Source organism: Stenotrophomonas sp. FR024 (assembly GCF_047500745.2).
In the GTDB taxonomy this organism is placed as follows: domain Bacteria; phylum Pseudomonadota; class Gammaproteobacteria; order Xanthomonadales; family Xanthomonadaceae; genus Stenotrophomonas; species Stenotrophomonas maltophilia_A.
The window spans coordinates 195566-220708 of sequence record NZ_JAXAXM020000006.1 but is presented as its reverse complement, the minus strand read 5'-3'; the positions used below and the strand labels follow the sequence as shown (position 1 = coordinate 220708).

The following is a 25143-nucleotide window of genomic DNA, read 5'->3' as shown; positions in this document are numbered from 1 at the left end:
TGGTATAATTCGGGTTGGAATCCTTTCATTCTCGGCGCATCGCCCCAAGCGGTGCCCGACCTGCGGAGCCTACGGCAAGCGCAATGAGCGACGAACAGAACACCCCGGCAAACAACGGCAATTACGACGCCAACAGCATTACCGCCCTGGAAGGCCTGGAGGCTGTCCGCAAGCGTCCCGGCATGTACATCGGCGACGTGCATGACGGCACCGGTCTGCACCACATGGTGTTCGAGGTCGTCGACAACTCGATCGACGAAGCGTTGGCCGGCCACGCCGACCACGTTGCAGTGACGATCCACGCCGACGGCTCGGTCTCGGTGTCCGACAACGGCCGTGGTATTCCGACCGGCAAGCACGAGCAGATGAGCGCCAAGCTCGGTCGCGAAGTGTCTGCGGCCGAAGTGGTCATGACCGTCCTGCACGCAGGCGGCAAGTTCGACGACAACAGCTACAAGGTTTCGGGCGGCCTGCACGGCGTCGGCGTCAGCGTGGTCAACGCGCTGTCGCAGAAGCTGCTGGTGGACGTGTTCCAGAATGGCTCCCACTACCAGCAGGAATTCAGCAACGGCGCAGCCGTGACTGCGCTGGCCAAGCTGGAAGCCACCACCAAGCGCGGTACCACCGTGCGCTTCTGGCCGTCGACCGTCGCCTTCCACGACAACGTGGAATTCCACTACGACATCCTGGCCCGCCGCCTGCGCGAGCTGTCGTTCCTGAACTCCGGCGTCAAGATCGTCCTTGCCGACGAGCGTGGCGATGGCCGTCGCGATGACTTCCACTACGAAGGCGGCATCCGCAGCTTCGTGGAGCATCTGGCCCAGCTGAAGACCCCGCTGCACCCGAACGTCATTTCAGTCACCGGCGAGCACAACGGCATCGTCGTGGACGTGGCGCTGCAGTGGACCGACTCCTACCAGGAGACGATGTACTGCTTCACCAACAACATTCCGCAGAAGGACGGCGGTACCCACCTGGCCGGTTTCCGCGGTGCGCTGACCCGTGTGCTCAACAACTACATCGAGCAGAACGGCATCGCCAAGCAGGCCAAGATCAACCTGACCGGCGATGACATGCGCGAAGGCATGATCGCAGTGCTGTCGGTGAAGGTGCCGGACCCGAGCTTCTCCAGCCAGACCAAGGAAAAGCTGGTCAGCTCCGACGTGCGCCCGGCGGTGGAAAACGCCTTCGGTGCGCGCCTGGAAGAGTTCCTGCAGGAAAACCCGAACGAAGCCAAGGCGATCGCCGGCAAGATCGTCGATGCCGCACGTGCACGTGAAGCCGCGCGCAAGGCCCGCGATCTGACCCGCCGCAAGGGCGCGCTGGACATCGCGGGCCTGCCGGGCAAGCTGGCCGACTGCCAGGAAAAGGATCCGGCGCTGTCCGAACTGTTCATCGTCGAGGGTGACTCGGCAGGTGGTTCGGCCAAGCAGGGCCGCAACCGCAAGAACCAGGCGGTGCTGCCGCTGCGCGGCAAGATCCTCAACGTGGAACGCGCGCGTTTCGATCGCATGCTGTCCTCCGACCAGGTGGGTACGCTGATCACCGCGCTGGGCACCGGCATCGGCCGTGACGAGTACAACCCGGACAAGCTGCGTTACCACAAGATCATCATCATGACCGACGCCGACGTCGACGGCGCCCACATCCGCACCCTGCTGCTGACGTTCTTCTACCGCCAGATGCCGGAGCTGATCGAGCGCGGTTACGTCTACATCGGCCTGCCGCCGCTGTACAAGATCAAGCAGGGCAAGCAGGAGCTGTACCTGAAGGACGACCCGGCGCTGGACAGCTACCTGGCCAGCAGCGCAGTGGAAAACGCTGCACTGGTGCCGGCCACCGGCGAGCCCGGCATCGAAGGCCTGGCGCTGGAGAAGCTGCTGCTGGCCTACGCGGCGGCGCTGGATTCGATCGAGCGCAACGCACACCGCTACGACCGCAATCTGCTTGAAGCGCTGGTCGACTTCGTCCCGATGGACCTGGAAAGCCTGCGCGCTGCCGGCGAAGGTGAGGGCCTGGATGCACTGGCCAAGCGTCTCAACCAGGGCAGCCTGGGCAGCCCGCGTTTCACGCTGGAACTGCAGGACGCCAACGACGAGCGCCCGGCCGCTGTGCTGGTGACCCGTCGCCACATGGGCGAACAGCACATCCAGGTGCTGCCGATGTCGGCCTTCGAAAGCGGCGAACTGCGCGCGATCCACCAGGCATCGAAGCTGCTGCACGGTCTGGTCCGCGAAGGCGCGACCATTTCCCGCGGTGCCAAGTCGATCGAAGTCGACAGCTTTGCCAAGGCACAGAACTGGCTGCTCGAGGAGGCCAAGCGCGGCCGCCAGATCCAGCGATTCAAGGGTCTGGGTGAAATGAATCCGGAGCAGTTGTGGGACACCACGGTGAATCCGGAAACCCGTCGACTGCTGCAGGTGCGCATCGAAGATGCTGTCGCTGCCGACCAGATTTTCAGCACGCTGATGGGCGATGTCGTCGAACCGCGTCGCGACTTCATCGAAGACAACGCGCTGAAGGTCGCAAACCTGGATATCTGACACAATCGGGACACGGCCGGTGCGCGGGGAGGCGCGCCGGCCTTCGACTCTTGAACGCAGGTACCTGATGTCCGCATCCGCCCCGGTTTCCGCTCCGCCCCCGGTTCCGCCGGCTTCTGCCGCGCCGCGTGTCGTTTCGCCGTTGGCGGGGTTTTTCATCGACCTGGGTATCGCCGCTGTCACCCTGTTCGGCCTGAGCCTGATCAGCGGCCTGCTATGGGGCCTGTACCGTGGCCTGGTGGTCGGTTACGCGAACGCGCAGGCCGGCGCTGGTGCCCCCGACGCCAGTTCGGTAGCGGCGTCACTGGGCCAGCCGGGCGCGCTTGCGCAGATTCTCATGGCGCTGTTTGCCACCGGCGGCGCCGCGCTGCTGCTGTACTTCTGGCGACGGCCGGCCAATGCCGCCGAGCGCCACGCGTCGCGCCAGGCGCTGCGCCGTCCCTCCACCTGGGGCTGGACCCTGCTGGTGGCGACCCTGATCGTGCTCGGCAGCAATGGCATCGCCTTCCTGGCCAAGCAGTTCGGCATCGAGCCGGTTCCCACCAATCTGGCGCTGATGCAGAGTGCGATCGCGCGCTTCCCGTTGTTCCTGGTGCTGTTCGCGGTGGTACTGGCACCGGCCTACGAGGAGCTGCTGTTCCGCCGCGTGCTGTTTGGCCGCCTGTGGAAGGCCGGGCGCCCGTGGCTGGGCGTGGTACTGAGCAGCCTTGCTTTCGCCCTGATCCATGAAATCCCTGGCACCAGTGCCAACGGCCCGGCCGAGATCGCGCAGCTGTGGCTGGTCTATGGCGGCATGGGTGCCGCGTTCTGCTGGCTGTACCAGCGCACCGGCACACTCTGGGCCGCGATCACCGCGCACGCGCTGAACAACGGCGTGGCGCTTGCCGCGCTTGTGTTCTTCGGGGCAACGTAACGCCGTGTCCGCTTGACGAAAGATTAAGCCGCTACGCTACACACTGCGCATATGAACACGGGGGTGGATCCATGAAACAACTGCTGCTGGCCCTTGTCATCACCACCCTGGTCAGTGCCTGCGCGACCACGACCTCTCCTACCGGCCGTCGGCAGATGGTGGGCGGGGTGTCGCAGGCGCAGCTGGACCAGCTCGGCGCACAGGCGTTCGCCGAAACCAAGCAGAAGGAAAAGATCAGCACCGACGGCCGCCAGAACGGTTACGTGCAGTGCGTGGTCAACGCCTTGGTCGCGCAGCTGCCGCCTCAATACCGTGGCGTACGGTGGGAGACGGCCGTGTTCGTCGACAAGGAGCCCAACGCCTTCGCCCTGCCCGGTGGCAAGGTCGGCGTGAACACCGGCATCTTCACCGTCGCCAAAAACCAGGATCAGCTGGCTGCCGTAATCGGCCATGAAATCGGCCACGTCATCGCCCGCCACCACGAAGAGCGCATCACCCGGCAGATGGGTGCGCAGACCGGGCTGGCCGTGCTCGGTGCGCTGGCCGGCGCGGCCTACGGAGAAGGCGCTGCCAGCACCGTCAACCAGCTCGGTGGCATGGGCGCGCAGACCGCCTTCCTGCTGCCCGGTTCACGCACCCAGGAAAGCGAGGCCGACGTGATCGGCCAGCGACTGATGGCCCAGGCCGGTTTCAACCCGGCGCAGGCGGTCGACCTGTGGCAGAACATGATGGCCGCCAGTGGCGGCCGCAGCCCGCAATGGCTGTCCACCCACCCCGATCCAGCCAACCGTATCCAGGAACTGCGACGCGATGCACCGGGACTGACGCCGGTCTATCAGCAGGCGCAGGCGGCCGGGCTGCGGCCAAAGTGCGGATGAGTGCGCAGTTCTATGCTGTATTGCAGCACATAAAACGATTTCTCACGCCATCTGTTTCTGATACGTTTGGCGGCTCAGATTTTTCTGACAGTCCGACTTTGCCGCTATCCGGCGGTTCGATCGAGGTGAACGATGATTTTCCGTAACCACAAAGCTGTGCTTTCCGTCCTCGTCGCGACCGCCCTGACCGGCGCCGTGGTCACCGATGCCTTCGCGCAGTCCTCGCGTTCCTCCGAGCGTGGCAACCGCGGCGGCAAGCAGGCCAAGGCCGAAGCGCTGTACCCGAACGCGACCCGCGAGGAGCCGACCGTCAAGGCATCGGCCAAGCTGGGCAGCAAGCTGCAGAAGATGATCGACAGCTACAACAAGGAAAAGTTCCCGGAGACGCGCACGCAGGCCGACGCGATCCTGGCTGACAGCGCCGCGAACGAGTACGACAAGTCGCTGGCCGCGCAGCTGGCCTCGCAGGCCGCCTACCAGACCGACGACACCCCGGCTGCCGTGGCCTACCTGAAGCAGGTCCTGCAGTTCAACGGCCTGGACAACAACGGGCACTTCCAGTCGATGCTGATGCTGGGCCAGCTGCAGCTGCAGGAAGACCAGACCGCCGAAGGCCTGGCGACCCTGGACAAGTACTTCGCCGAGAGCAAGTCGACCAAGCCGGAAGAGCTGATCGCCAAGGGCCAGGCGCTGTACCAGCTGGAGCGCTACCAGGAAGCGATCCCGGTGCTGAAGCAGGCCATCGCCGGCGCCACCGAACCGAAGGACAACTGGAACCAGCTGCTGATGGCGGCCCTCTCCGAAGCCGGCCAGTCCGGTGAAGCGGTGAAGGAAGCCGAGGCACTGGCCGCCAAGAACCCGAATGACAAGAAGGCCCAGCTGAACCTGGCCAGCATGTACATGCAGGCCGATCAGATGGAGAAGGCTGCCGCGGTGATGGACAAGCTGCGCAGCAGCGGCCAGCTCACCGAAGAGCGCGAGTACAAGCAGCTGTACTCGATCTATGCCAACACCGAACACAAGGAAAAGGACGTCATCGCGGTCATCAACGAAGGGTTGCAGAAGGGCATCCTGAAGCCGGATTACCAGGTCTACCTGGCGCTGGCCCAGTCCTACTACTACTCCGACCAGGTGCCGCAGGCGATCGATGCGTGGCAGAAGGCTGCCCCGCTGTCCAAGGACGGTGAGACCTACCTGAACCTGGCACGCGTCCTGCATGCCGAAGGTCGCATCCCGGAGGCCAAGCAGGCCGCCCAGCAGGCGCTGGCGAAGGGTGTGAAGAACCAGGCTGATGCAAAAAAAATCATCAACCTGAAGTAAGTAGGAATAACGCCTGAATGCCTGCTCAGTTGATGCGCAGGCGCTCAGGATTGGTATAAGCTTGGAGGTTCCTGCGGTGTCATGCACCGCTGATCAGGGATTCCGCCCCCGGCATCCCGGCCCCACTATTGAGCTCTTGGCGCATGACGGAACAACTAGTCGTTCACCGGTACGAACAACCCGATGACAAGGGGCTGAGCTGGCCTCGCATCGTCGGCATCGCGTTTGTAATTGCCCTGCATCTGGCCGCGTTCATGATGCTCCTGATCCCCGCCGTGGCTCCCAAGGCCGTGGCTGAGAAGGAGCGCAACGTCATGGTGACCATCGTCGACGCGCCGCCGCCGCCCCCACCGCCGCCGCCGCCGCCGCCGCCGCAGGATACTCCGCCACCGCCGGTGAAGAATCTGTCGCCGCCGAAGCCGTCGCCGGTCCCGCCGCCGCCGCAGGCGCCGGTCGTGGACGTGCCGGAACCGCGTCCGAACGATATCGTCACCCCGCCGTCGCCGCCCGCGCCGCCGGCTCCGCCGACCTCGATCGAGGCCAGCGTGGATATCTCCTCGAAGGCCATGAATCCGCCGCGTTACCCGCCGGCAGCCTTCCGCGCGGGTATCCAGGGCGAAGTGATCCTGATCATTGATGTCGATGCCAACGGCAACGTCACCAATGTCACGGTGGAAAAGTCCAGCCGTAACCGCGACCTGGACCGTGCTGCGATGGAAGCAGCTCGCAAGTGGCGCTTCAACGCCGCTGAATCTGGCGGTAAGAAGGCGGCAGGTCGCGTTCGCGTCCCGGTCAACTTTGCGCTGAACTGATGCGTCCGGGTGGCCACCTGGCCACCCCCGCTCCCAGTTCGATTGTTTAGCTTAGCTACACCCTTTATCACCACACACAACAAAGGTAAGCGTCATGCTGCAGGAAATTTTCATCGCCGCTGCTGCCGGGGGCAATCCGTCCAACGCCCTGTCGCAGATGGGCTTCGAGCACCTGATCCACGAAATGACCACCAAGCCGGGTGATTTCGCGGTTTCCTGGGTCGTGCTGCTGACCCTGGTCATCATGTCGGCCATGTCCTGGTACTGGACCGTCATCAACATCTTCCGCGCCACCCGCCTGAAGAGCGCCGCTGATCGCGTCGTCAGCCTGTTCTGGGACACCCCGAACGCGCAGGACGCCATCCGTGCGATGGAAGAACAGCCGGCTTCCGAGCCGTTCTCGAAGATCGCCCTGGACGCTGCCCAGGCAGCTGCCCACCACCAGCGCGCTGAAGGCGGTGCTACCGGCGGCGTCGGTGAGAACCTGAGCCGTTCGGAGTTCGTCGACCGCGCTCTGCGTCAGGCGGTCACCCGCGAAAGCAACAAGCTGCAGTCGGGCATGACCCTGCTGGCCACCGTCGGTGCAACTGCTCCGTTCGTCGGTCTGCTGGGTACCGTGTGGGGCATCTACGGCGCGCTGATCAAGATCGGTGCCACCGGCTCCGCTTCGATCGACGCCGTTGCCGGCCCGGTGGGTGAAGCGCTGATCATGACCGCGATCGGTCTGTTCGTCGCGATCCCGGCCGTGTTCGCCTTCAACTTCTTCAGCAAGATCAACAGCGCGACCATCAGCAAGTTCGATACCTTCGCGCACGACCTGCACGACTTCTTCGCCACCGGCTCGCGCGTCCGCTAATTGCGGCGCGCGTCACCCAGCGACGAACGTAAGTAGTCACCAAGATCTAGACGGAGCCCGTTATGGCTTTCAGTAGTGGTAACAGCGGCGGCCCCATGGCCGACATCAACGTTACGCCCCTCGTGGACGTGATGCTGGTGCTGCTGATCATCTTCATCATCACGGCGCCCCTGATGTCCCACAAGGTCAAGGTGGATCTGCCGGAAGCCAACCTGATCCAGAAGCCGGAAGACGCTGAAAAGCGTTCCGGACCGATCACCCTGGCAGTCAAGGAAGACGGCTCGATCTACTGGAACGACGAAGAAATCAACAAGCAGACTCTCGAGTCGCGCTTGGCGACCGCCGCCCAGCAGACCCCGCAGCCGCCGCTTAACCTGCGTGGTGACCGCACCACCAAGATGCGCGTCATCAACGACCTGACCAAGGTCGCGCAGGAGCAGGGCATGCTGGACGTCGGCTTCGTCGCGACCAAAGAAAAGGGGCAATAAGCCATGGCATTCAGTAGTGGTGGTGGCAAGGGCCCCATGGCAGACATCAACGTCACGCCCCTCGTGGACGTGATGCTGGTTCTGCTGATCATCTTCATCGTGACCGCGCCGATCATGACGTACCCGATCGCCGTGGACCTGCCGCAGCGCGTGCTCAACCCACCGCCGCAGCTGGTCGAACCGCCGCCGCCGATCGAACTGAAGATCGACGCCAGCAACCAGGTCTCGTGGAACAACAGCCCGATCAATACGAGCGAGCTGCAGCAGCGGATGGAGCAGGAGGTCCAGCGTGACCCGACCAACCAGCCGGAACTGCGCATCGACGCCAGCCCGGATTCCGAGTACGACGTGATGGCCAAGGTTCTGGCCGCCGCGAAGAATGCTCAGATGAAGAAGATCGGTTTTGTGCAGCAGTAAACGCTACACCGCAACACAACAGTCATGACGCGACTGCAGACGCCCCTGGAAACAGGGGCGTCTTTTTTATGCCTGACGGTCTGGACCGTTATGATCGGCGGATGCTCGCCCTCTTCGACTCCCTGCGCCATTGGCTCGACGGCATCGCCCACCTTGGCACGATCCTGGCGGTCGCCTATCTGCTGTACCTGTTCGCGCTGGCGGGCTGGATCATGCTGCAGAAGCGCGAGCCGGTGGCCACGCTGAGCTGGATCCTGTCGCTGGCGCTGCTGCCCTACCTGGGTCTCTTCATCTACTACCTGCTGGGCCCGCAGAAGGTGAAGCGGCAGCGCCTGCGCCGTGGCCGTGCCCGCTCGGGGATGGAGCACTACAGCGATGTCTGCCCACCCGACGCCGACTGCACCGAGCTGGCCAAGGTCGCACAGGCCACGACCGGGCTCGCGCCGAGCAGCGCCACCGAAGTCACCTGGCTGGTGGATGGCGCGGCAACCTACGCGGCCCTGCTGGACGCCATCGCGCAGGCCCGCGATCACGTGCACCTGGAGTACTACATCTTCAACCCGGACCATGCCGGCACCGCGCTGCGCGACGCCCTGGTCGAGCGCGCCCGCGCGGGTGTGCAGGTGCGCCTGCTGCTCGACGCGGTGGGTTCGTCTGCCCTGCCCCGCCGCTTCCTGCAGCCGCTGCTCGACGCCGGTGGCGAAGCGATCTGGTTCCACCCACGGCAGCTGCTGAAGCCATTCAAGCGCCCGTGGTTGAACCTGCGTACCCACCGCAAGCTGGTGATCGTCGACGGCCGCCTCGCCTTCACCGGCGGCATCAACATCACCGACGACGAGGATGAAAGCCGCAGGGCGGATGCCTACCGCGACCTGCACATGCGCATCCGCGGCCACGTGGTGCGCAGCCTGCAGCTGGTATTCGCCGAGGACTGGCTCTACGCCAGTGGACAGGATCCCTCGCGCATGGACATCGCGCGTCTGTGGCCAGCTGACATGCCGCTGCGCGTCGATGGTGCGATCAACGCCCAGGTGCTGGTCTCCGGCCCGGACTCGGGCTGGGAAACGATCCATCGCCTGCATGTGGCGGCGATCCAGGAAGCGCACGAGCGCGTCTGGCTGGTCACGCCCTACTTCGTGCCGGGCGAAGCGGCGCGGATGGCACTGACCTCGGCCGCGCTGGGCGGGCTGGACGTGCGCCTGCTGGTGCCGAAGATGAGCGATTCCTGGTTCGTCACCCAGGCCGCCCGCTCCTACTTCGACGAGCTGCTGCATGCCGGGGTGAAGATCTACGAGTACGGCCCACGCATGCTGCATACCAAGGCCTTCATCGCCGATGACGACGTCTGCATCGTCGGCAGTGCCAACTTCGATCACCGCAGCTTCCGGCTGAACTTCGAGCTGTCGATGATGATCAGCGACCGTGACCGGGTGGCTGCGCTGGCCGAACTGCTGCAGGGCGAATTCGACCGTTCCACGCGGGTGCACGACCAGGCCGGTCGTTCGCTGTGGCTGCACCGCCTGCCCGAGGCCTTCGCCCGGCTGGCCTCGCCGCTGCTCTGACGCAGCGCTACACTGCGCCGATCATCCGGGGAGCCCGACTATGTACTGGTTGTACCTGCTGCTGGCGCTGGGCTGTTTCGCCTTCGCGCTGAAGACCCCCAGCCCCGGGCTGATGACCCTGTGCCTGCTGGCCGCCCTCGCCTTCCTGCTGGCCTGGGTACGCGGCCGCTATGTGGCCCGTTTCGGTGATCCACAGCGCGATCCGTCCACACTGGTCGATGCCGAAGAACTGCGCCGCCTGCGCGAACAGGCCCAGGCCCGCCGCGGTGACGACCCCAACGATCACGATCCATCCCCTCTTTCCAAGTAGTTTCGTTCCATGACCCAGCTCAGCGTCAACGTCAACAAGATCGCCGTCCTGCGCAATTCGCGCGGCGGTGCCGAACCGGACGTGGTACGCGCCGCCCAGGCCTGCCTGGATGCCGGCGCGCATGGCATCACCGTGCATCCGCGACCGGACCGCCGCCATATCACCGCCGAGGACGTGCTGGCCCTGTCCACGCTGACCCGCGCGCGTGGCGTCGAATTCAACATCGAAGGCAACCCGTTTGCGCCGCCGCGCGAGGGTTACCCGGGGCTGCTGCCGCTGTGCGAACAGACCCGTCCGGCGCAGGCCACCCTGGTGCCGGATGGCGATGGGCAGATCACGTCCGACCACGGTTTCGACTTCGAGCGCGATGCCGAGCGGTTGCGCCCGTTGATTGCCGAACTGAAAGCGATGGGTTGCCGGGTCAGCCTGTTCGTCGACGCGGGCAACCCGCTGCTGGAGCAGGCGGCCGAAGTGGGTGCGGACCGCATCGAGCTGTACACCGGGCCCTATGCGGAGGCGCATGCGGCTGGTGATGCTGACGCGATGCTGGCGCTGTTCGCCACTGCCGCACGCCGTGCACAGGCCGTTGGCCTGGGCGTGAACGCCGGCCACGATCTGTCGCAGGACAACCTGCGCGATTTCCTGGCCAACGTGCCGGACGTGCTGGAGGTGTCGATCGGCCACGCGCTGATCGGTGAGGCGCTGTACGACGGGCTGGACGCCACGGTGCGCGGGTACCTGGCGCTGCTCTGACCCCTCCCCTGTAGCGTCGAGCCCTGCTCGACTTCGGTCTGGGGCCACCCTGGGTGCAGTCGAGCAAGGCTCGACTCTACGGGTGGCGCTGAACCCTTCAGGCGGCCGTCGCAGCCATTGAGACAACCACGACGTACCCTGCCGCAATGGGTATTGCGATCAAGGGCCGAGGTTCCACGTCCCACCTTGCCGGGCGCTTTGAAAGCACCGTCAGCGAGGCGGTGGACGACGGCTGGGCGGTCGACGAGAGCGAAGAGTTCCTCGCCCCTCGCCTGCGCACCGAAGTGCGCGCCGAAACCGCGCGCAGCATCATCACCCGCAACACCTCGCCGGACGTCGGCTTCAGTCAATCCGTGAATCCCTATCGCGGTTGCGAGCACGGCTGCTCGTACTGCTTCGCGCGACCCTCGCACGCCTATCTGAACCTGTCGCCAGGCCTGGACTTCGAGACCAAGCTGTTCGCCAAGACCAATGCGCCGCAGCTGCTGCGCAAGGAGCTGTCGAAGCCGGGCTACGTGCCGCAGCCGATCGCGCTGGGCATCAACACCGACGCGTACCAGCCGATCGAGCGCAAGTTCAAACTCACCCGCCAGTTGATCGAAGTGATGCTGGAAACCAAGCATCCGTTTTCGTTGATCACCAAGAACGCGCTGGTCGAGCGCGATATCGATCTGCTTGCACCGTTGGCGGCGGAGAACCTGGTCAGCGTGCATTTCTCGGTAACCTCGCTGGACCCGCACCTCTCCGCGAAGCTGGAACCGCGCGCGTCGGCGCCGCATGCACGGCTGCGCGCAATGAAGCGTCTGCATGACGCCGGCATTCCGGTGGGTGTAATGGTGGCGCCGGTGATCCCGTGGATCAACGACAGCGAACTGGAAGCCGTGCTGGAGGCCGCACACGATGCCGGTGCCAGCACCGCAGGCTACGTGCTGCTGCGCCTGCCACTGGAAGTGGCGCCGCTGTTCCGCGAGTGGCTGGACACCCATCATCCAGATCGCGCCGCACATGTGATGAGTACCATCCAGCAGTTGCGCGGCGGCAAGGACTACGACAGCCAGTTCGGCACGCGCATGCGGGGCCAGGGCGTGTATGCCGATCTGTTGAACAACCGCTTCAAGCTGGCGCGAAAGCGTCTCGGCTTCAATGCGCAGAACAGCCATTGGCCGAAGCTGGATTGCAGCCGGTTCCAGAAGCCGCTGCCGCCGAAGAAGGATTCGCCACAGGGTTCGCTCTTCTGAGGTGTGTACATCTGCTGGCGTATGCACCAGCGATTCGTCGCGCTGTGCTGTGCCCAGCTCATTGATGGGCAATGCACGAGAAACATTACGTGCCTCCATTGCACCGTTGCAGCGTGCCGTCATACACTCGTTACAAACATGAATTCCCGATGACTGAATGAGTCGGTCTCGGATGAGGAGCTAGGCAAGCGCATGACGCACGTTGCAACACGGAACACCTTGCAGTCCCGACTTCTTCTTCTGCCGCTGCTTTCCCTGCCGATGACATTGGCAACTGCGGCAAACACCCTCGAAACCGTTCAAGTCACCGCCACGCTCCCTGTTGGAGGTGGCGGTGCAGGCGGTTTTGGATTTGGTGGCGGCAGTGGTGTCCACCTGTCCGAGTCACAGATGGACAATGGCGGTGGCGGCGGTGCAATTCCGACCGAAACGGCGAAGGAACAGCCGACCGATGACAAGGAGAAGGACTGTAATGGCCGCAAGGGCAATCCTGTCGTGCTCTACAGCGGCAACAAGGTCGAGCCGGAACTCGATTTCGCCAGCCAGGGCGAAATGGGCCTGTTCCTGCAGCGCAACTACAATCATTACTGGAGCGCGACCGGTCTGTTCGGCAATCACTGGCTGAGCAACTTCGACTATTCGCTCGCGTTCACCGATGCAAACCAGCTGGCGTGGGTACAACGGCCCGACGGTCGCCGCATCAAGTATCTCAAGGATCCAGCCAGCGGCCGCTGGTACGAGGACAAGGCCCAGCCCATCGCGTATCTCGCCGCGAACGGAGACGGCACGTTCACGCTTCGAAACGAAAACAACGGGACGGAAATCTACAACGCCGAGGGCTACATCACCCGGCTCAGCAATGAGCAAGGTGTGAGCTGGACGTTCTCCTATACCGATCGCTACCTGCAGAAGGTCACCCACTCCTCGGGACGCAGTATCAGCTTTGGCTGGACCAATGGACAGGTCTCCCAGGTGACCGACCCGGCCGGCAACATCTACCGCTACACCTATACCCCCAACGTGTTCGGGAATGGGCGTGGGCGGCTCGCCAGCACGACATTGCCAGGCGCTCCTGCAACGACGATCAGCTACCACTACGAAGACGGCCGCTTCCCGGGTGCCCTGACCGGCAAGTCCTTTGACGGCGTGCGCTATTCCACGTTTGCCTACGACGCGGAGCGGCGCGCCATCAGCACCGAGCACAATGGCGGCATCGAACGATTCCGCTTCAACTACGCCGTGCGCAGCACCGAACCGGTGCTTCCGCCCCCCGCCCCGGCTCGACCGGGCGGTGTCCGCGCCGACGAAGAGCGTGGATGGTGCGAGCAGCGCCCCGGAGGCTCACGCATCTGCTACCAGCCGCGCTCGCTGCCTGTCGATTCGCTGCCGATGGAGAGCGCTCTCGGCATGACCGCCGCCGCTGCGCCGAGCCTTACGCGGCCCGTCGATATCGATGTCACTGTGATCAACCCTCTTGGCCGCAGCACCACCTACACGTTCAAGGACGGAAAGATGGTGTCGACCAAGGGTGATCCGTCGCCGAACTGCCCTGCCAGCTACAAGGAGCAGAGCTACGACGCCAATGGGTACCCTGATCTGGTCCATGATTTCCAGGACAATCTGACCAACTTCGACTACAGCGCACAGGGTTACCTGCTGAAGCGGGTGGAAGCGGTCGGCAGCACGGCCGAACGTACGACGTTGCAGGAGTGGGATACCGCGCGTAACCGGCTGCTCAAGACAACGGTGGTGGGTGATCTTGAAGTCGCCTACACCTATGACGATCGCGGAAACGTGGCCAGCGTGACTGAGCGCAATCTGACGGCACGTGGGGTGCCCAGCCAGACGCGGGTAACCCGCACCACCTATAGCTATCACGCCAATGGATTGAAGGCCTCGATCAAAATCGATGGCCCGCTTCCGCAGGATGACGTCACCTCGACCTTCAACAACCAGGGCGATCTGACCAGCACCACCAACGCTCTCGGTCATACGATCAGCTATTCCAACTACAACGGACTTGGGCTGCCGGGGCGCATCGTCAACGCGAACGGTGGTGTGCGAGAGCTGACGTACGACGGCCGCGGCCGCGTTCTATTCGACAGAACCAGTTCGGGAACCGGCTGGGCGACGACCGCCTTTGGCTACACCGCTGCAGGTGACATCGCCTCGCTTACCCAGCCTGATGGCGTAACAGTCCGCTACGGCTACGATGCAGGGCGCCGACTGACACAGGAAGTCCGTTCGATGGGGGACGGCAAGTGGGCGTGGACCCGTCATAGCTACAACAACGCCTCCAATCGCACGCGCACCGAGGTTTCACAAACCGACTATCCGCTGGATTCGGTGGTGAGCGGCGTGATTGACGAAATCACCCATGATGCGCAGTGGAACTGGTTCGTACGTGGCTGGGCCTGCTCCACCGGCTCGGCTGGGTCAATCCAGGTGGACGGTTACGCCGATGGCAACGTCTATCTGGGTAGCACTCAGGCAAACCTTGCCAGCGAGCCAGGTGTTGCTGCGGCTTGCAAAGCATCAGGTAGTGCCTATAGGTATCAGTTGCCGATATCGCTAGCCCAGAGGCAACAGTTGGGCGGTCGCAAATTCTCCGTCTACGGCCAATCTCCGCAGGGCCGCGGCCAGGATCGACCGCTCGCGAACTCAGGGGTGTTTGCGATTCCAACTGCAAGCATCGTTGGTGACATCGGCGGCGTGACCCAGGACGGCAACTGGAACTTCTTCATTGAAGGCTGGGCCTGCTCAGCTGGCGTGGACGCCTCGATCGACGTACACGTCTATGCCGGTGGCGCAGCTGGTGGCGGTACATTCGTCGCTTCGAGCCGCGCCAACTTGGCCACCGACGGAAACGTTGCCAACGCGTGTCAGGCACGCGGAAGTGCCTATTGGTTCAAGATTCCTCTTGACGGCAACGTACGATCGAATCACGGAGGCAAAGCACTATACGTGCACGGTATCTCGCCTGTTGGCGGTCCGAACCTGACCATCAATCGCTCAGGTGCTTTTACCGTACCTGCTGTGGTGCGTAGCGCCGAGCTGGTTTCCGCATCAACCTCGGCGCCTCATATCTTCAATGGCCAGTCATCCAGCGTGACATTCCAGTTCCGGAACACTGGCAATGTCATCTGGAATCCAAGCGATACCTATATGGTCCTGAGGACGTTGCGGACCAGCGAGGCCATCGGGCTTTCGTCTCCGGTCGCACCAGGCGCTGTAGCCACATTCACCGTGATCGTCTCGCCCGTGAACACCGGCAGTGGTGTTGCGCAATTCGGGTATATGGGCCAGTTGGCATCTGGGCCCACCTCTTGGGGGCCGCAGGCACAGGTGACGGTAAGGGCGGAAAACGACAAGGGTAGCTGCAACCCGAAATTCTGCGAAGAGCCACGCTAAGGAAGGCCCAAAAGACATGTCCGCAATTGCCTTGGCCATGATGGGGCTAAATACCATCGTCTCTTCCGTGAACTATCAGTACGACGAGTTGGGGCGTGTGATATCCGAGAGCACTGAGCAGGGAAGAAGCATAAGGTACGTCTACGACGCAGAGGGGAGAGTCACCCAGGTGACCGATTCGCAGAATCGCGTCACCCGTATGAGTTACGATCCGCGTGGACGCCTGATCAAATCAATCGACGCCGCCGGGGGCACGACCCAGATTGCCTACGATCTGGCAGATCGCCCGATCCGTGTGAGCGATCCCCGCAATCTCGTTACCACCTACGAATTCGATGGTTTCGGCCAGCTTTGGAAACAGGTGAGTCCGGACACGGGAACGACACAGCACCAGTACGATGCTGCAGGTCTGCGGACATCGACGGCGCGGGCCGATGGCAGCGTCGTCTCCTTCGGCTACGACGGTCTGGGACGAATGACTTCTGCGAGCGCAGAAGGCCGAACAATGGGTTACAGCTACGATTGGTGCGGCAATGGTAAAGGCCAACTGTGCGGCACTTCAGGGCCCGGAACCGCCACCCATTTTGCCTATACACCGAACGGTCAGCTGCAGATACGCCGCGACTTCACCGATCTGTCTGGTCAGAAGACGGACTACAGCACCACCTATGGATACGACGGCATCAATCGCCTGAGCCAGATCACCTATCCCAACGGTGACAAGGCGACCTACACATATGGCTCCCAAGGAAAACCAAGTGCGTTGATGGCGACGGTCGACGGGACTCAGCGCTCAATCATTTCCCAGGCAAACTGGAAGGTCACGGGAGCGCATGAGTGGCTGGCCTACGGCAACGGGCTTGCCCGGGGCTACAACCACGATCAGGAGGGGCGGCTGACCGCAATGTCGGTCTGGGGACCCAATGGCAGCAAGGTCAGCTATTGGGACTATCAGTACAGCGGCGATGGCGAAATCACCGCCATTGTCGACGCTGTCGACCCGAACATGACCCAGTTGATCGGCTACGACGCGTTGAGTCGTATGACCAAGCTGACCCGCTTCGGTGTCATCAACAATCTTTCCTACGATGCCGGCGGCAATCACGACCGCTACCAGGCAGGAAATCAGCTGACCCAATACAGCATCGACCCGGGGAGCAACCGGGTGCTGAACTACACCAACCAGGACGGCAGCCGTCAGTACCAGTACGACGCATTGGGAAACCGCATCAGCGAGACCGCAGGCAGCCGGATCAGCACTTACGAGTATGACGCCTTCAATCGCATGAGCCGCAGCAACATCGGTGGCATTGCGACTGACTACGTGCTCAATGCGCAGGGGCAGCGCGTTGCAAAGATCAACCAGACCACCAACAGCCGCTACTTCTACGCCGGCCAGAACCAGCTCATGACTGAGCTGAACAACGGGGTGTGGACCAACTACTTCTGGTTTGAAGGTGAACTGGTTGGGCTTGCTCGCAGCGGGCAGCACAATTACGTGCATACCGATCATTTGGGACGCCCGGAGTTCGTCACCAGCCCAAGCCAGCAGACCGTCTGGAAGGCGTACAACTACGCCTACGGACGTAGCGTCCAGAAGGATGAGATTGGCGGGTTGAACATTGGCTTCCCGGGCCAGTACTACGACGCGGAAAGCGGACTCTGGTACAACGGCTTCCGCGACTATGACGCGAGCATTGGCCGGTATGTGCAGAGTGATCCGATTGGCTTGGCGGGGGGATTGAATACCTACGCGTACGTCTCAGGGAATCCAATAAACTTCATTGATCCACTAGGTTTGACTCAGGAGGACATTGATCGCCTATACGCACTCGCGAAGGCAACGGAAACGGATCTTGATTTCCCTGCACGTGACCCATTTGTAAGGGATATGGGAAATGTGGCCGGGCAGTACAATCACGTAACCAGAAGGCTCTACTTAGACAAGCAGTATCTTGAGGTCCTTTCTGATGCTCAGAAGAGAGAGCTATATGACACCATCGTCCATGAAGTTCTCCATCGCAATAGAGGCGTGCTCTCGGGAAATGGAGATAAGTACACTGGGCGCCACAAGGAAATCTACGATGAGGCCGCGCGGAGAACGAGCCGAAATGCTACCAAGATCAAGCTTGCTACAGAAAGCTGTGAATAATTTTCTAACGTTGACAGCCTGTGCATTTCTGTTTTCCATTCCCAGCGGCGACGCAGCTGCAGCAAAGAGTGTTCGATTCTTCGTCGATAAGGCGGCGATGAATGCTCAGGACTGTTTGCGGGTCGATAGTCGGCGTCTTCTTTTCGATTGCCATCAGATCGTCCCTGGCGACCGCAAGGTGTTCGGAATCAGAACATTCTATTCCTCGTGGAGGAGCGATAGATCGAGTTTCATGAAGCTCACTGTCGAGTTGCCAGACGGGCTAAAGTCTGGCGATTCCTACAAAATAGCGGATGGCATAGCCAAGGCATTCCGTAGCACCGGGCCCAGTGCGTTCGCGGGCAAGAATGGATGCTATGGCGCTGCATCGTCAGGAACGATTACGATTGTATCGTCTAGTCCGGGCCGCGTTGATATTCAGGTCGACGCTCTCTTCGATCAGAAGAGCCCGTTGGAATGGCGGGGAGAGTGTGACATTCCTGCTCGTGTTTCTGAGAGATTTAGAACAACGGAACTGGACATTGGGCAACTGGATGCCTGGACGGGAAAAGCTGACCCGGACGCCTCACCGTTTGATCAGGCCCACCCAGTGAGAGGGAAGTAGCGGTCTGTTGTTACATGTGCTGCTGCACCGCATTACCCCCCAAATAACTTCTGCGCACTCTGGAACAGGATCCAACTCGTCGCGATGAACTTGTCCCCACCCTGTGGCCGATTGCCACGATGGGTATGAGTAAACGCAGTCGGCGCAATCAGCAGGCTGCCGGTGCGCGGCGCGATCTTCCGCCCCTGGAACAGGAATTCGGTCTCGCCTTCGTCGAAGTCGTCGTTGAGGTACAGCGTCCACAGCACGTGCCGGTGCAGGGTCTCGGCCTGCGCATCCTTCGGGTACAGCTCGCAATGCCAGTACGGGTAGCCGCCCTCGCCTGCCGCATACCACTGCAGGTTGATCGCACCCGGGCGCAGGCAGGTGCGGGCCAGATCGGCCAGCTGCTGCTGCGGCATGTCAGGGAAGTCCTCGGCAGACAGGCGTCGCGATTGGCCGTTGCTGTCCTGGATCTGCAACATCAGCGGCGCGATCAACGCCTGTGGATAACGGCGTAGATAAGTCAGCAGGCCATTGAACACCGCGATCTGCAGCTGCTGATCGACATCCTGCCAGCCGTCCAGGCCACTGATGCGCAGATCCTTGCTGTGCTTGAGTTCCGGGAACACGCCACTGCCCACCGCACCGGGCTGCAGGCCACGCGTAGCGCGCAGGCGCTCAACGATGGCCGCGCAGACCTCGCTGGGGACGGCGTTGTGGATGACTTCGATGAAATCGACCGGGCCCTGCTCGTGCATGCGTGCATTCCTTAGGCGGCAACGGCTTGATGGTGCCGTTTGCCGCCCTCGGTGTCACCCCACGGTCATGTCACCGAACTGCCATGACCGCTGTCAGGCGATAGGCCGTCAGCCCTGCGCGTCGTCGTGCGCGTGGTGGTAGCGCACGGCTTCAGCCACTTCCTCGCGCGAACCCAGGAACACCGGCACGCGCTGGTGCAGCTGGTCGGGCTGGATGTCGAGGATGCGCTCGCGGCCGGTCCAGGCAGCGCCACCGGCCTGTTCGACCAGCAGGCCCATCGGGTTGGCTTCGTACATCAGGCGCAGCTTGCCGGCCTTGGACGGATCCTTCTTGTCCCACGGGTAGATGAAGATGCCGCCGCGGGTCAGGATGCGATGCACGTCGGCGACCATGCTGGCGATCCAGCGCATGTTGAAGTTCTTGCCGCGCGCGCCTTCCTTGCCCGCCAGCAGATCACCAACATAGGCCTGCATCGGCGCTTCCCAGTGACGCTGGTTGGACATGTTGATGGCGAATTCCTGGGTGGCCGCCGGAATCTGCATGTTCTCGGTGGTCAGCACGAACTCGCCCTTCTCGCGGTCCAGGGTGAAGGCATGGGTACCGTGGCCGACGGTCAGCACCAGCTGGGTGCTGGGCCCGTAGATGCAGTAGCCGGCGGCGATCTGCTTGCTGCCCGGCTGCAGGAAGGCATCATCGCCCGGCAGTTCGACGTTGGTCGGGCAGCGCAGCACCGAGAAGATGGTGCCGACGGAGACGTTGACGTCGATGTTGGAGCTGCCATCGAGGGGATCGAACAGCAGCAGGAAATCACCGCGCGGATAAATGTCCGGCACCGGCTGGCTGTGGTCCATTTCCTCCGAGGCGCAGGCGGCGAGGTGGCCGCCCCAGGCGTTGGCTTCGAGCAGGATCTCGTTGCTGATCACATCCAGCTTCTTCTGCGCTTCGCCCTGCACGTTGCCGGTACCGGCGTCGCCGAGCACGCCACCGAGGGCGCCCTTGCTGACGGCGATGGAGATGCTGGTGCAGGCGCGGGCGACGACCGCGATCAGCTGGCGCAGGTCGGCATTGATGCGGCCGGCGTGCTGTTCCTGGATCAGGAAGCGGGTCAACGAAGTACGGGACATGGTCGGGCAGGTCTCGGCAGCGGGAAAACGCCTATTGTCGCCCGTATGGCGGGGCCGTGCGTGAGCGCGGGAAGGCGTAATCGTTTCCAGATGCGTTGCGCTCGTGGCGCCTTCCTTTTGTCGAGGCGCGTGGAAGGGGGAGGCGATGCAGGACACGCTGCAAGTACGTCCATGTAAGCTCGATGGCGCCTTGCTCGTGTGCGCTGTCCTGCGCACACGGCAAGACCGGGGTGGTGCGTCCTGCCCAACCCGCCCGAGGCATGCCTCGGGCCCATGGCGCCAACGGTCCTGCATCACCTCCCCCTCCCACGCGCTTCAGGGTTCGCCGCGAGCGCGGTGGGGATGGCAAAGGCAAGAGCAAAAGCAAAAAACAAAGGCGCCTTTCGGCGCCTTTGTCTTCAAACCACTGGAGCGTTGTTTCAGCCCTTGGCGACGGTGGCCACGGCCTTGGCGACGTATTCCAGGTTGTTCTGGTTCAGCGCGGCCACGCAGATGCGGCCGGTGCCGACGGCGTAGATGCCGAACTCGTCGCGCAGACGCTCGACCTGCTCACGGCTCAGGCCGGAGTAGGAGAACATGCCGGCCTGTTCGTTGATGAAGCCGAACTGCGGGGCACCGGCAGCGGCCAGCTTCTCCACCAGGCCCTGGCGCAGTGCGTGGATACGCTCGCGCATCTCGGTCAGCTCCTGCTCCCACATCGCGCGCAGTTCCGGGTTGGTCAGCACGCCGGCCACCAGCGCGGCACCGTGGGTGGACGGGCTGGAGTAGATGGTGCGGATCACGCGCTTGACCTGCGACTGCACGGCCTTGGCGTCAGCGGCGGTCGGCGCCACCATCGACAGCGCACCCACGCGCTCGCCGTACAGCGAGAACGACTTGGAGTACGAATTGGCGACGATGAAGCTGTCGATGCCGGCTTCGGCGATGATGCGCACGGCGGCGCCGTCCTGCTCGATGCCCTTGTCGAAGCCCTGGTAGGCCATGTCGATGAAGGGGAACAGCTGCTTTTCCTTCAGCAGCTGCGCGACCTGCTTCCACTGGGTGACCGTGAGGTCAGCGCCGGTGGGGTTGTGGCAGCAGGCATGCAGCAGCACCACGGTGCCGGCTTCCAGCTTGCCCAGGTCGGCCAGCAGGCCGTCGAAGTTGACGCCGTGGGTGGTCGGGTCGAAGTAGGTGTAATCCACCACTTCGAAGCCGGCCGCGCTGAACACGGCGCGGTGGTTTTCCCAGCTCGGGTTGCTCAGTGCAACGGTGGCGTGCGGCAGCAGCTTCTTCAGCACATCGGCGCCGACACGCAGCGCACCGCTGCCACCGACGGTCTGTGCGGTGGTGACGCGGCCGGCGGCCAGCAGCGGCGAGTCCTTGCCGAACACCAGCTCGCGCGTGGCCTGCGTGTACGCCGGCAGGCCATCGATCGGCAGGTAGCCGCGCGGTTTGGCTTCAGCGGCGAGCTGCTGCTCGATCTGCTTGACGGCGCGCAGTAGCGGAATGCGGCCGCTCTCGTCGTAGTAGATGCCCACACCCAGGTTGACCTTGGTCGGGCGGCTGTCGGCGTTGTACGCCTCGGTCAGGCCCAGGATCGGGTCGCCTGGGACCAGTTCCACGTTTGCAAAGAAGGACACGGCGGTACTCGTTCGGTAGACGGAAAGGGGGAGGAATTGCGCCACGCGGTCTGCGGCTTTTCGGCCGGAAACAGCCCATCGTAACAAAGCCTGCCGGGGCTGGCCGCCGCCATCGTCATCCGCGGCCCCGTACCATGGCGTGCGTTGCCGCCCGATCCATCAACCTGAATCATGAATCCTGCCGCACGACGCCGTTGCCTGCCGCTGTCCGCCCTGCTGCTGTCGCCACTGGCGGCCATGGCCGAGCCTGCGCCCACCGCCCTGCCCGCCGTGCAGGTGCAGGTGGCGCGGGTGCCGGGTATCGACCCGTTCGCGCTGCCGGCCAGCCTGGACACCGTCTGGATCGACGCCAGCCGCGCGGGCACCGGCGCGCAGCTGTCCGAGGCGTTGGCCGGCGTACCGGGACTACTGGCACGCGACCGGCAGAACTTCGCTCAGGATACGCAGCTGTCGATCCGTGGCTTCGGTGCGCGCTCGACCTTCGGTGTGCGCGGGGTGCGGGTGCTGATCGACGGGGTGCCGGCGACCATGCCCGATGGCCAGGGCCAGCTGTCGCACGCCAGCTTGTTGGGCGCCGAACGCATCGAGGTGCTGCGCGGGCCGTTCTCGGCGCTGTACGGCAATTCCTCCGGCGGCGTGCTGCAGGTCTGGAGCGCGCAGGGCCAGGCCGGCGACCCGTGGCGGCTGCGCGTGAACGCCGGCGCCGACAACACGCTCAGTGTCGGCGCGCAACTGAAGGGTGCCGGCCAAGCGCTGGACTACAACATCGCCGCCAATCACTTCCGCACCGATGGCTGGCGGGACCATAGCCGCGCGCGCCGTGAATCGCTCAACGCACGTATTGGTGGTGATCTGGGCGGTGGACGGCTCGAGCTGCTGCTCAACGCGCTCGATGCCCCCGATGCGCAGGATCCGCTGGGCCTGAGCCGTTCCCAGGTGGCGGCCGATCCGCGCCAGGCCACGGCAGTGGCTCACCAGTACAACACCCGCAAATCGGTGCGCCAGCAGCAGGCTGGGTTGCGTTGGACCCGGGAAACCGACACCCAGCGCTGGCAGCTGATGGGCTATGCCGGGCAGCGTGAGGTCACCCAGTACCTGCCGATTCCGCCGACCGCACAGGCCAACCCGTTGCATGCGGGCGGCGTGATCGATCTGGACGCGGGCTACGGCGGACTGGACGCGCGCTGGGGCTGGCACGGCGACCTCGCCGGCCGACCGCTGGATCTTGTGGCCGGGCTCAGCGCCGACCGCCAGCGCCAGCATCGCACCGGCTACGAGAACTTCATCGGCAGCACCCTGGGCGTGCGTGGGCGCCTGCGTCGTGACCAGATCGACGTCGTGCAGAACGTGGACCAGTTCGCCCAGGCCTGGTGGCAGTGGAGCCCGCGCTGGTCGTTGCTGGCCGGGCTGCGCCACAGCGCCGTGCGATTCGAATCGAATGACCGCTACATCACCGGGCGCAATCCGGACGACAGCGGCCACCGTCGCTATCAGGCAACCACGCCGGTGGCAGGTGTCAGCTTCGAGGCCAGCCCGCAGTGGCGGCTGCACGCCGCCGTGGGCCGGGGCTTCGAGACGCCTACCTTCAATGAGCTGGGGTATCGCGCCGACGGCCACGCGGGATTGGCACTGGATCTGGCGGCCGCGCGCAGCCGCAATCTGGAGATAGGCAGCAAATGGCACGCACAGGACGGAACCCAGCTTGATATCAGCCTGTTCCGCGCAGATACCGACGATGAGCTGGCAGTTGCGAGCAACTCTGGTGGGCGCAGCACCTATCGCAACATCGGCCGCACCCGCCGCCAGGGTGTGGAACTGCAGTACCGACAGCCGCTGGCCGAGCAGCTGGAACTGCAGCTGGCATGGACATGGCTGCAGGCGCAGGTGCGCTCGCCGTACCTGACCTCGAACAGCGTGGTCGCCGCGGGCAGCCGCCTGCCCGGTGTGCCGCAGCAGCAGGCCTTCGCCAGGCTGCAGTGGACCCCCGCCGACTGGCAATGGGCGCTGGAGGCGTCCGCCAGTAGCGATACCGTGGTCAACGACGTGGCGACCGAACGTGCGCCCGGTTTCGCCCTGCTGCATCTGGAAGGCGGGCGTCGCTGGAACCTGCCGGGTGGCGAGCTGCGGGCCTTCGCACGGTTGGAGAACGTGCTGGACCAGGCCTACATCGGCTCGGTGATCGTCAATGACGGCAATGGCCGCTTCTACGAGCCGGGACCGGGACGGCGGGCCAACGTCGGCCTGCAGTGGTCGTGGCGTTGAAGTGGTAGTGCCGGCCGCTGGCCGGCATCGCGCCGTGCAGGACGTCAGGAGGTTGCCGGCCAGCGGCCGGCACTACCCGTAAATCGGAGGCCGTGGCCGGCATCGCGCCGTGCAGGGCGCCAGGAGGTTGCCGGCCAGCGGCCGGCACTACCGGTCAGTCGGGGGCCCTGGCCAGAATCGCGCCGTGCAGGACGTCAGGAGGTTGCCGGCCAGCGGCCGGCACTACCGTCAGTCGGGGGCCTTGGCCGGTACGAACGGCGAGGTCGGGTCGCTGGCCGGGAAGGTCTCCTCCAGCGCCTCATCCTGGTTGTCGCTGGCGCGCTGCTTGCGCTCACGCCGCTTGAGCGGGCTTTCCTGGCCGCCACGATGGCGGTCGCCGCCGTCCTTGCGGTCCAGCGCGGCCTGTTCAGACTCGTGCTTCACCGGCAGATGCTCTCCGGCATGCTCGGCATCGAAGAACGGTGCACCGGTGCCGCGGTAGTCGGCATTGTCGGCATCGCGCTTGCCGCGCTGCTCGCCGGGAATGGGCGGGTGGTTTTCGCGCAGCGGGTCTCGTGAGGTCTCTCGGCTCATGGTCTGGTACCTGCACTCGGGGGCTCCCACTACACCGCCCTGCAGGTAAAGCCGCCGCGAACCTGGCGTCATGAACATCTCGCTCACCCCCCGGTAACGGCACCGCGCGTATTCCTGCCCACCCGCCCCCGCTGCAGGAGCCGGCCATGCCCCGTCTTGAACGACCCGCACCGTCCGTGTTCAACGCCCTGCTCGATCCGCTCGGCCAGCGCACCGCGCAGCGCCGCACGCGCCGCCAGGAAGATCCGCAGGCGGTGGCGCAGGACTACCTGCAGTACATGCTCAGTGACTACGAAGAGCGCCGAGGCCAGAGCCACCGCAACTGGCGCGATCTGTGCCCGGTGTATGCCTTCGCGCTGACTACCCACGCTGCCGACTGGCCGCGCGGTGATGCCGCCGATACCTGCGAGGAACTGGCCGAGCATTGGGAGCAGATGCGCGGGCAGTCGCGGTTGAGCTGGTCGCAGGCGAGGCCGGTGGTGGAGGACGCCTGGCGCGCACTGGACCATATTCCGGCGGCGGCGGTGAGGCCGTTGCTGCAGTAGTGGGGGGGGGGGGGGGGGG

The 25143-nt window shown here is 64.0% G+C and carries 20 protein-coding genes; 16 read left to right on the top strand and 4 right to left on the bottom strand.

The window, feature by feature from the left end:
• The first annotated feature begins 83 nt into the window (after positions 1-83).
• The 14 genes from gyrB (at position 84) to ACMZ91_RS09335 (ending at position 17653) form a co-directional block, all read left to right on the top strand.
• On the top strand, positions 84-2543 hold the full coding sequence (gene gyrB / locus ACMZ91_RS09400; protein WP_032128508.1) for a DNA topoisomerase (ATP-hydrolyzing) subunit B: 2460 nt from the start codon (positions 84-86) through the stop codon (positions 2541-2543).
• A gap of 67 nt (positions 2544-2610) precedes the next feature.
• Positions 2611-3456: a CPBP family intramembrane glutamic endopeptidase gene (locus ACMZ91_RS09395; RefSeq protein ID WP_134951819.1), complete on the top strand. Its 846-nt coding sequence runs from the start codon at positions 2611-2613 to the stop codon at positions 3454-3456.
• 71 nt (positions 3457-3527) lie between these two features.
• Positions 3528-4334 carry a M48 family metallopeptidase gene (locus ACMZ91_RS09390; protein ID WP_032128510.1) on the top strand — a complete coding sequence of 269 codons (807 nt, stop codon included), beginning with the start codon at positions 3528-3530 and terminating at the stop codon, positions 4332-4334.
• Between the two features lie 132 nt (positions 4335-4466).
• Positions 4467-5654, top strand: coding sequence for a tetratricopeptide repeat protein (locus tag ACMZ91_RS09385; RefSeq protein WP_032128511.1), 1188 nt, complete (start codon positions 4467-4469; stop codon positions 5652-5654).
• 143 nt (positions 5655-5797) lie between these two features.
• Positions 5798-6466: an energy transducer TonB gene (locus tag ACMZ91_RS09380; protein ID WP_049420917.1), complete on the top strand. Its 669-nt coding sequence runs from the start codon at positions 5798-5800 to the stop codon at positions 6464-6466.
• 94 nt (positions 6467-6560) lie between these two features.
• A complete protein-coding gene (gene exbB, locus ACMZ91_RS09375) occupies positions 6561-7322 on the top strand; it encodes a TonB-system energizer ExbB (protein WP_049420916.1) in 762 nt (253 codons plus the stop codon).
• 62 nt (positions 7323-7384) lie between these two features.
• Positions 7385-7810 (top strand): ExbD/TolR family protein, encoded by a 426-nt coding sequence (locus ACMZ91_RS09370; protein ID WP_005411739.1) that lies wholly within the window; start codon positions 7385-7387, stop codon positions 7808-7810.
• Positions 7811-7813: 3 nt separating this feature from the next.
• Complete coding sequence (locus tag ACMZ91_RS09365; RefSeq protein WP_005411740.1) at positions 7814-8227, top strand: ExbD/TolR family protein; 414 nt, start codon at positions 7814-7816, stop codon at positions 8225-8227.
• Between the two features lie 101 nt (positions 8228-8328).
• On the top strand, positions 8329-9789 hold the full coding sequence (cls, locus tag ACMZ91_RS09360; RefSeq protein ID WP_414577311.1) for a cardiolipin synthase: 1461 nt from the start codon (positions 8329-8331) through the stop codon (positions 9787-9789).
• Positions 9790-9829: 40 nt separating this feature from the next.
• Positions 9830-10099, top strand: a complete 270-nt coding sequence (locus ACMZ91_RS09355; RefSeq protein ID WP_032129280.1) for a hypothetical protein — start codon at positions 9830-9832, stop codon at positions 10097-10099.
• 9 nt (positions 10100-10108) lie between these two features.
• A complete protein-coding gene (locus ACMZ91_RS09350; protein WP_277779118.1) occupies positions 10109-10852 on the top strand; it encodes a pyridoxine 5'-phosphate synthase in 744 nt (247 codons plus the stop codon).
• A gap of 146 nt (positions 10853-10998) precedes the next feature.
• A complete protein-coding gene (locus ACMZ91_RS09345) occupies positions 10999-12090 on the top strand; it encodes a PA0069 family radical SAM protein (protein ID WP_414577308.1) in 1092 nt (363 codons plus the stop codon).
• Positions 12091-12282: 192 nt separating this feature from the next.
• Positions 12283-15501: a DUF6531 domain-containing protein gene (locus ACMZ91_RS09340; protein ID WP_277779117.1), complete on the top strand. Its 3219-nt coding sequence runs from the start codon at positions 12283-12285 to the stop codon at positions 15499-15501.
• A gap of 16 nt (positions 15502-15517) precedes the next feature.
• Positions 15518-17653 carry an RHS repeat-associated core domain-containing protein gene (locus ACMZ91_RS09335; RefSeq protein ID WP_277779116.1) on the top strand — a complete coding sequence of 712 codons (2136 nt, stop codon included), beginning with the start codon at positions 15518-15520 and terminating at the stop codon, positions 17651-17653.
• A 636-nt stretch (positions 17654-18289) separates the two neighbouring features.
• On the opposite strand, the gene ACMZ91_RS09330 is transcribed toward ACMZ91_RS09335, so the two are convergent.
• The 3 genes from ACMZ91_RS09330 to ACMZ91_RS09320 form a co-directional block, all read right to left on the bottom strand.
• Entirely contained in the window at positions 18290-18997 is a 708-nt protein-coding gene (locus ACMZ91_RS09330; protein WP_134950649.1) for a 2OG-Fe(II) oxygenase, read from the bottom strand.
• A gap of 108 nt (positions 18998-19105) precedes the next feature.
• A complete protein-coding gene (locus ACMZ91_RS09325) occupies positions 19106-20122 on the bottom strand; it encodes a class 1 fructose-bisphosphatase (RefSeq protein ID WP_014035428.1) in 1017 nt (338 codons plus the stop codon).
• A gap of 419 nt (positions 20123-20541) precedes the next feature.
• Complete coding sequence (locus ACMZ91_RS09320) at positions 20542-21744, bottom strand: amino acid aminotransferase (protein WP_049462449.1); 1203 nt, start codon at positions 21742-21744, stop codon at positions 20542-20544.
• Positions 21745-21915: 171 nt separating this feature from the next.
• Here ACMZ91_RS09320 and ACMZ91_RS09315 point away from each other — a divergent pair, with 171 nt between their 5' ends.
• Positions 21916-24006, top strand: coding sequence for a TonB-dependent receptor family protein (locus tag ACMZ91_RS09315; protein WP_049462447.1), 2091 nt, complete (start codon positions 21916-21918; stop codon positions 24004-24006).
• Positions 24007-24234: 228 nt separating this feature from the next.
• Here ACMZ91_RS09315 and ACMZ91_RS09310 read toward each other — a convergent pair whose 3' ends face one another.
• Positions 24235-24579, bottom strand: a complete 345-nt coding sequence (locus ACMZ91_RS09310) for a hypothetical protein (RefSeq protein ID WP_032129273.1) — start codon at positions 24577-24579, stop codon at positions 24235-24237.
• A 146-nt stretch (positions 24580-24725) separates the two neighbouring features.
• Here ACMZ91_RS09310 and ACMZ91_RS09305 point away from each other — a divergent pair, with 146 nt between their 5' ends.
• Entirely contained in the window at positions 24726-25124 is a 399-nt protein-coding gene (locus ACMZ91_RS09305) for a hypothetical protein (protein ID WP_010487387.1), read from the top strand.
• Positions 25125-25143 lie beyond the last annotated feature (19 nt).

Coding starts and splice junctions, on each gene's coding strand:
- gyrB (WP_032128508.1), top strand. CDS start 84: ATGAGCGACGAACAGAACACCCCGGCAAACAACGGCAATTACGACGCC.
- ACMZ91_RS09395 (WP_134951819.1), top strand. CDS start 2,611: ATGTCCGCATCCGCCCCGGTTTCCGCTCCGCCCCCGGTTCCGCCGGCT.
- ACMZ91_RS09390 (WP_032128510.1), top strand. CDS start 3,528: ATGAAACAACTGCTGCTGGCCCTTGTCATCACCACCCTGGTCAGTGCC.
- ACMZ91_RS09385 (WP_032128511.1), top strand. CDS start 4,467: ATGATTTTCCGTAACCACAAAGCTGTGCTTTCCGTCCTCGTCGCGACC.
- ACMZ91_RS09380 (WP_049420917.1), top strand. CDS start 5,798: ATGACGGAACAACTAGTCGTTCACCGGTACGAACAACCCGATGACAAG.
- exbB (WP_049420916.1), top strand. CDS start 6,561: ATGCTGCAGGAAATTTTCATCGCCGCTGCTGCCGGGGGCAATCCGTCC.
- ACMZ91_RS09370 (WP_005411739.1), top strand. CDS start 7,385: ATGGCTTTCAGTAGTGGTAACAGCGGCGGCCCCATGGCCGACATCAAC.
- ACMZ91_RS09365 (WP_005411740.1), top strand. CDS start 7,814: ATGGCATTCAGTAGTGGTGGTGGCAAGGGCCCCATGGCAGACATCAAC.
- cls (WP_414577311.1), top strand. CDS start 8,329: ATGCTCGCCCTCTTCGACTCCCTGCGCCATTGGCTCGACGGCATCGCC.
- ACMZ91_RS09355 (WP_032129280.1), top strand. CDS start 9,830: ATGTACTGGTTGTACCTGCTGCTGGCGCTGGGCTGTTTCGCCTTCGCG.
- ACMZ91_RS09350 (WP_277779118.1), top strand. CDS start 10,109: ATGACCCAGCTCAGCGTCAACGTCAACAAGATCGCCGTCCTGCGCAAT.
- ACMZ91_RS09345 (WP_414577308.1), top strand. CDS start 10,999: ATGGGTATTGCGATCAAGGGCCGAGGTTCCACGTCCCACCTTGCCGGG.
- ACMZ91_RS09340 (WP_277779117.1), top strand. CDS start 12,283: ATGACGCACGTTGCAACACGGAACACCTTGCAGTCCCGACTTCTTCTT.
- ACMZ91_RS09335 (WP_277779116.1), top strand. CDS start 15,518: ATGTCCGCAATTGCCTTGGCCATGATGGGGCTAAATACCATCGTCTCT.
- ACMZ91_RS09330 (WP_134950649.1), bottom strand. CDS start 18,997: ATGCACGAGCAGGGCCCGGTCGATTTCATCGAAGTCATCCACAACGCC.
- ACMZ91_RS09325 (WP_014035428.1), bottom strand. CDS start 20,122: ATGTCCCGTACTTCGTTGACCCGCTTCCTGATCCAGGAACAGCACGCC.
- ACMZ91_RS09315 (WP_049462447.1), top strand. CDS start 21,916: ATGAATCCTGCCGCACGACGCCGTTGCCTGCCGCTGTCCGCCCTGCTG.
- ACMZ91_RS09310 (WP_032129273.1), bottom strand. CDS start 24,579: ATGAGCCGAGAGACCTCACGAGACCCGCTGCGCGAAAACCACCCGCCC.
- ACMZ91_RS09305 (WP_010487387.1), top strand. CDS start 24,726: ATGCCCCGTCTTGAACGACCCGCACCGTCCGTGTTCAACGCCCTGCTC.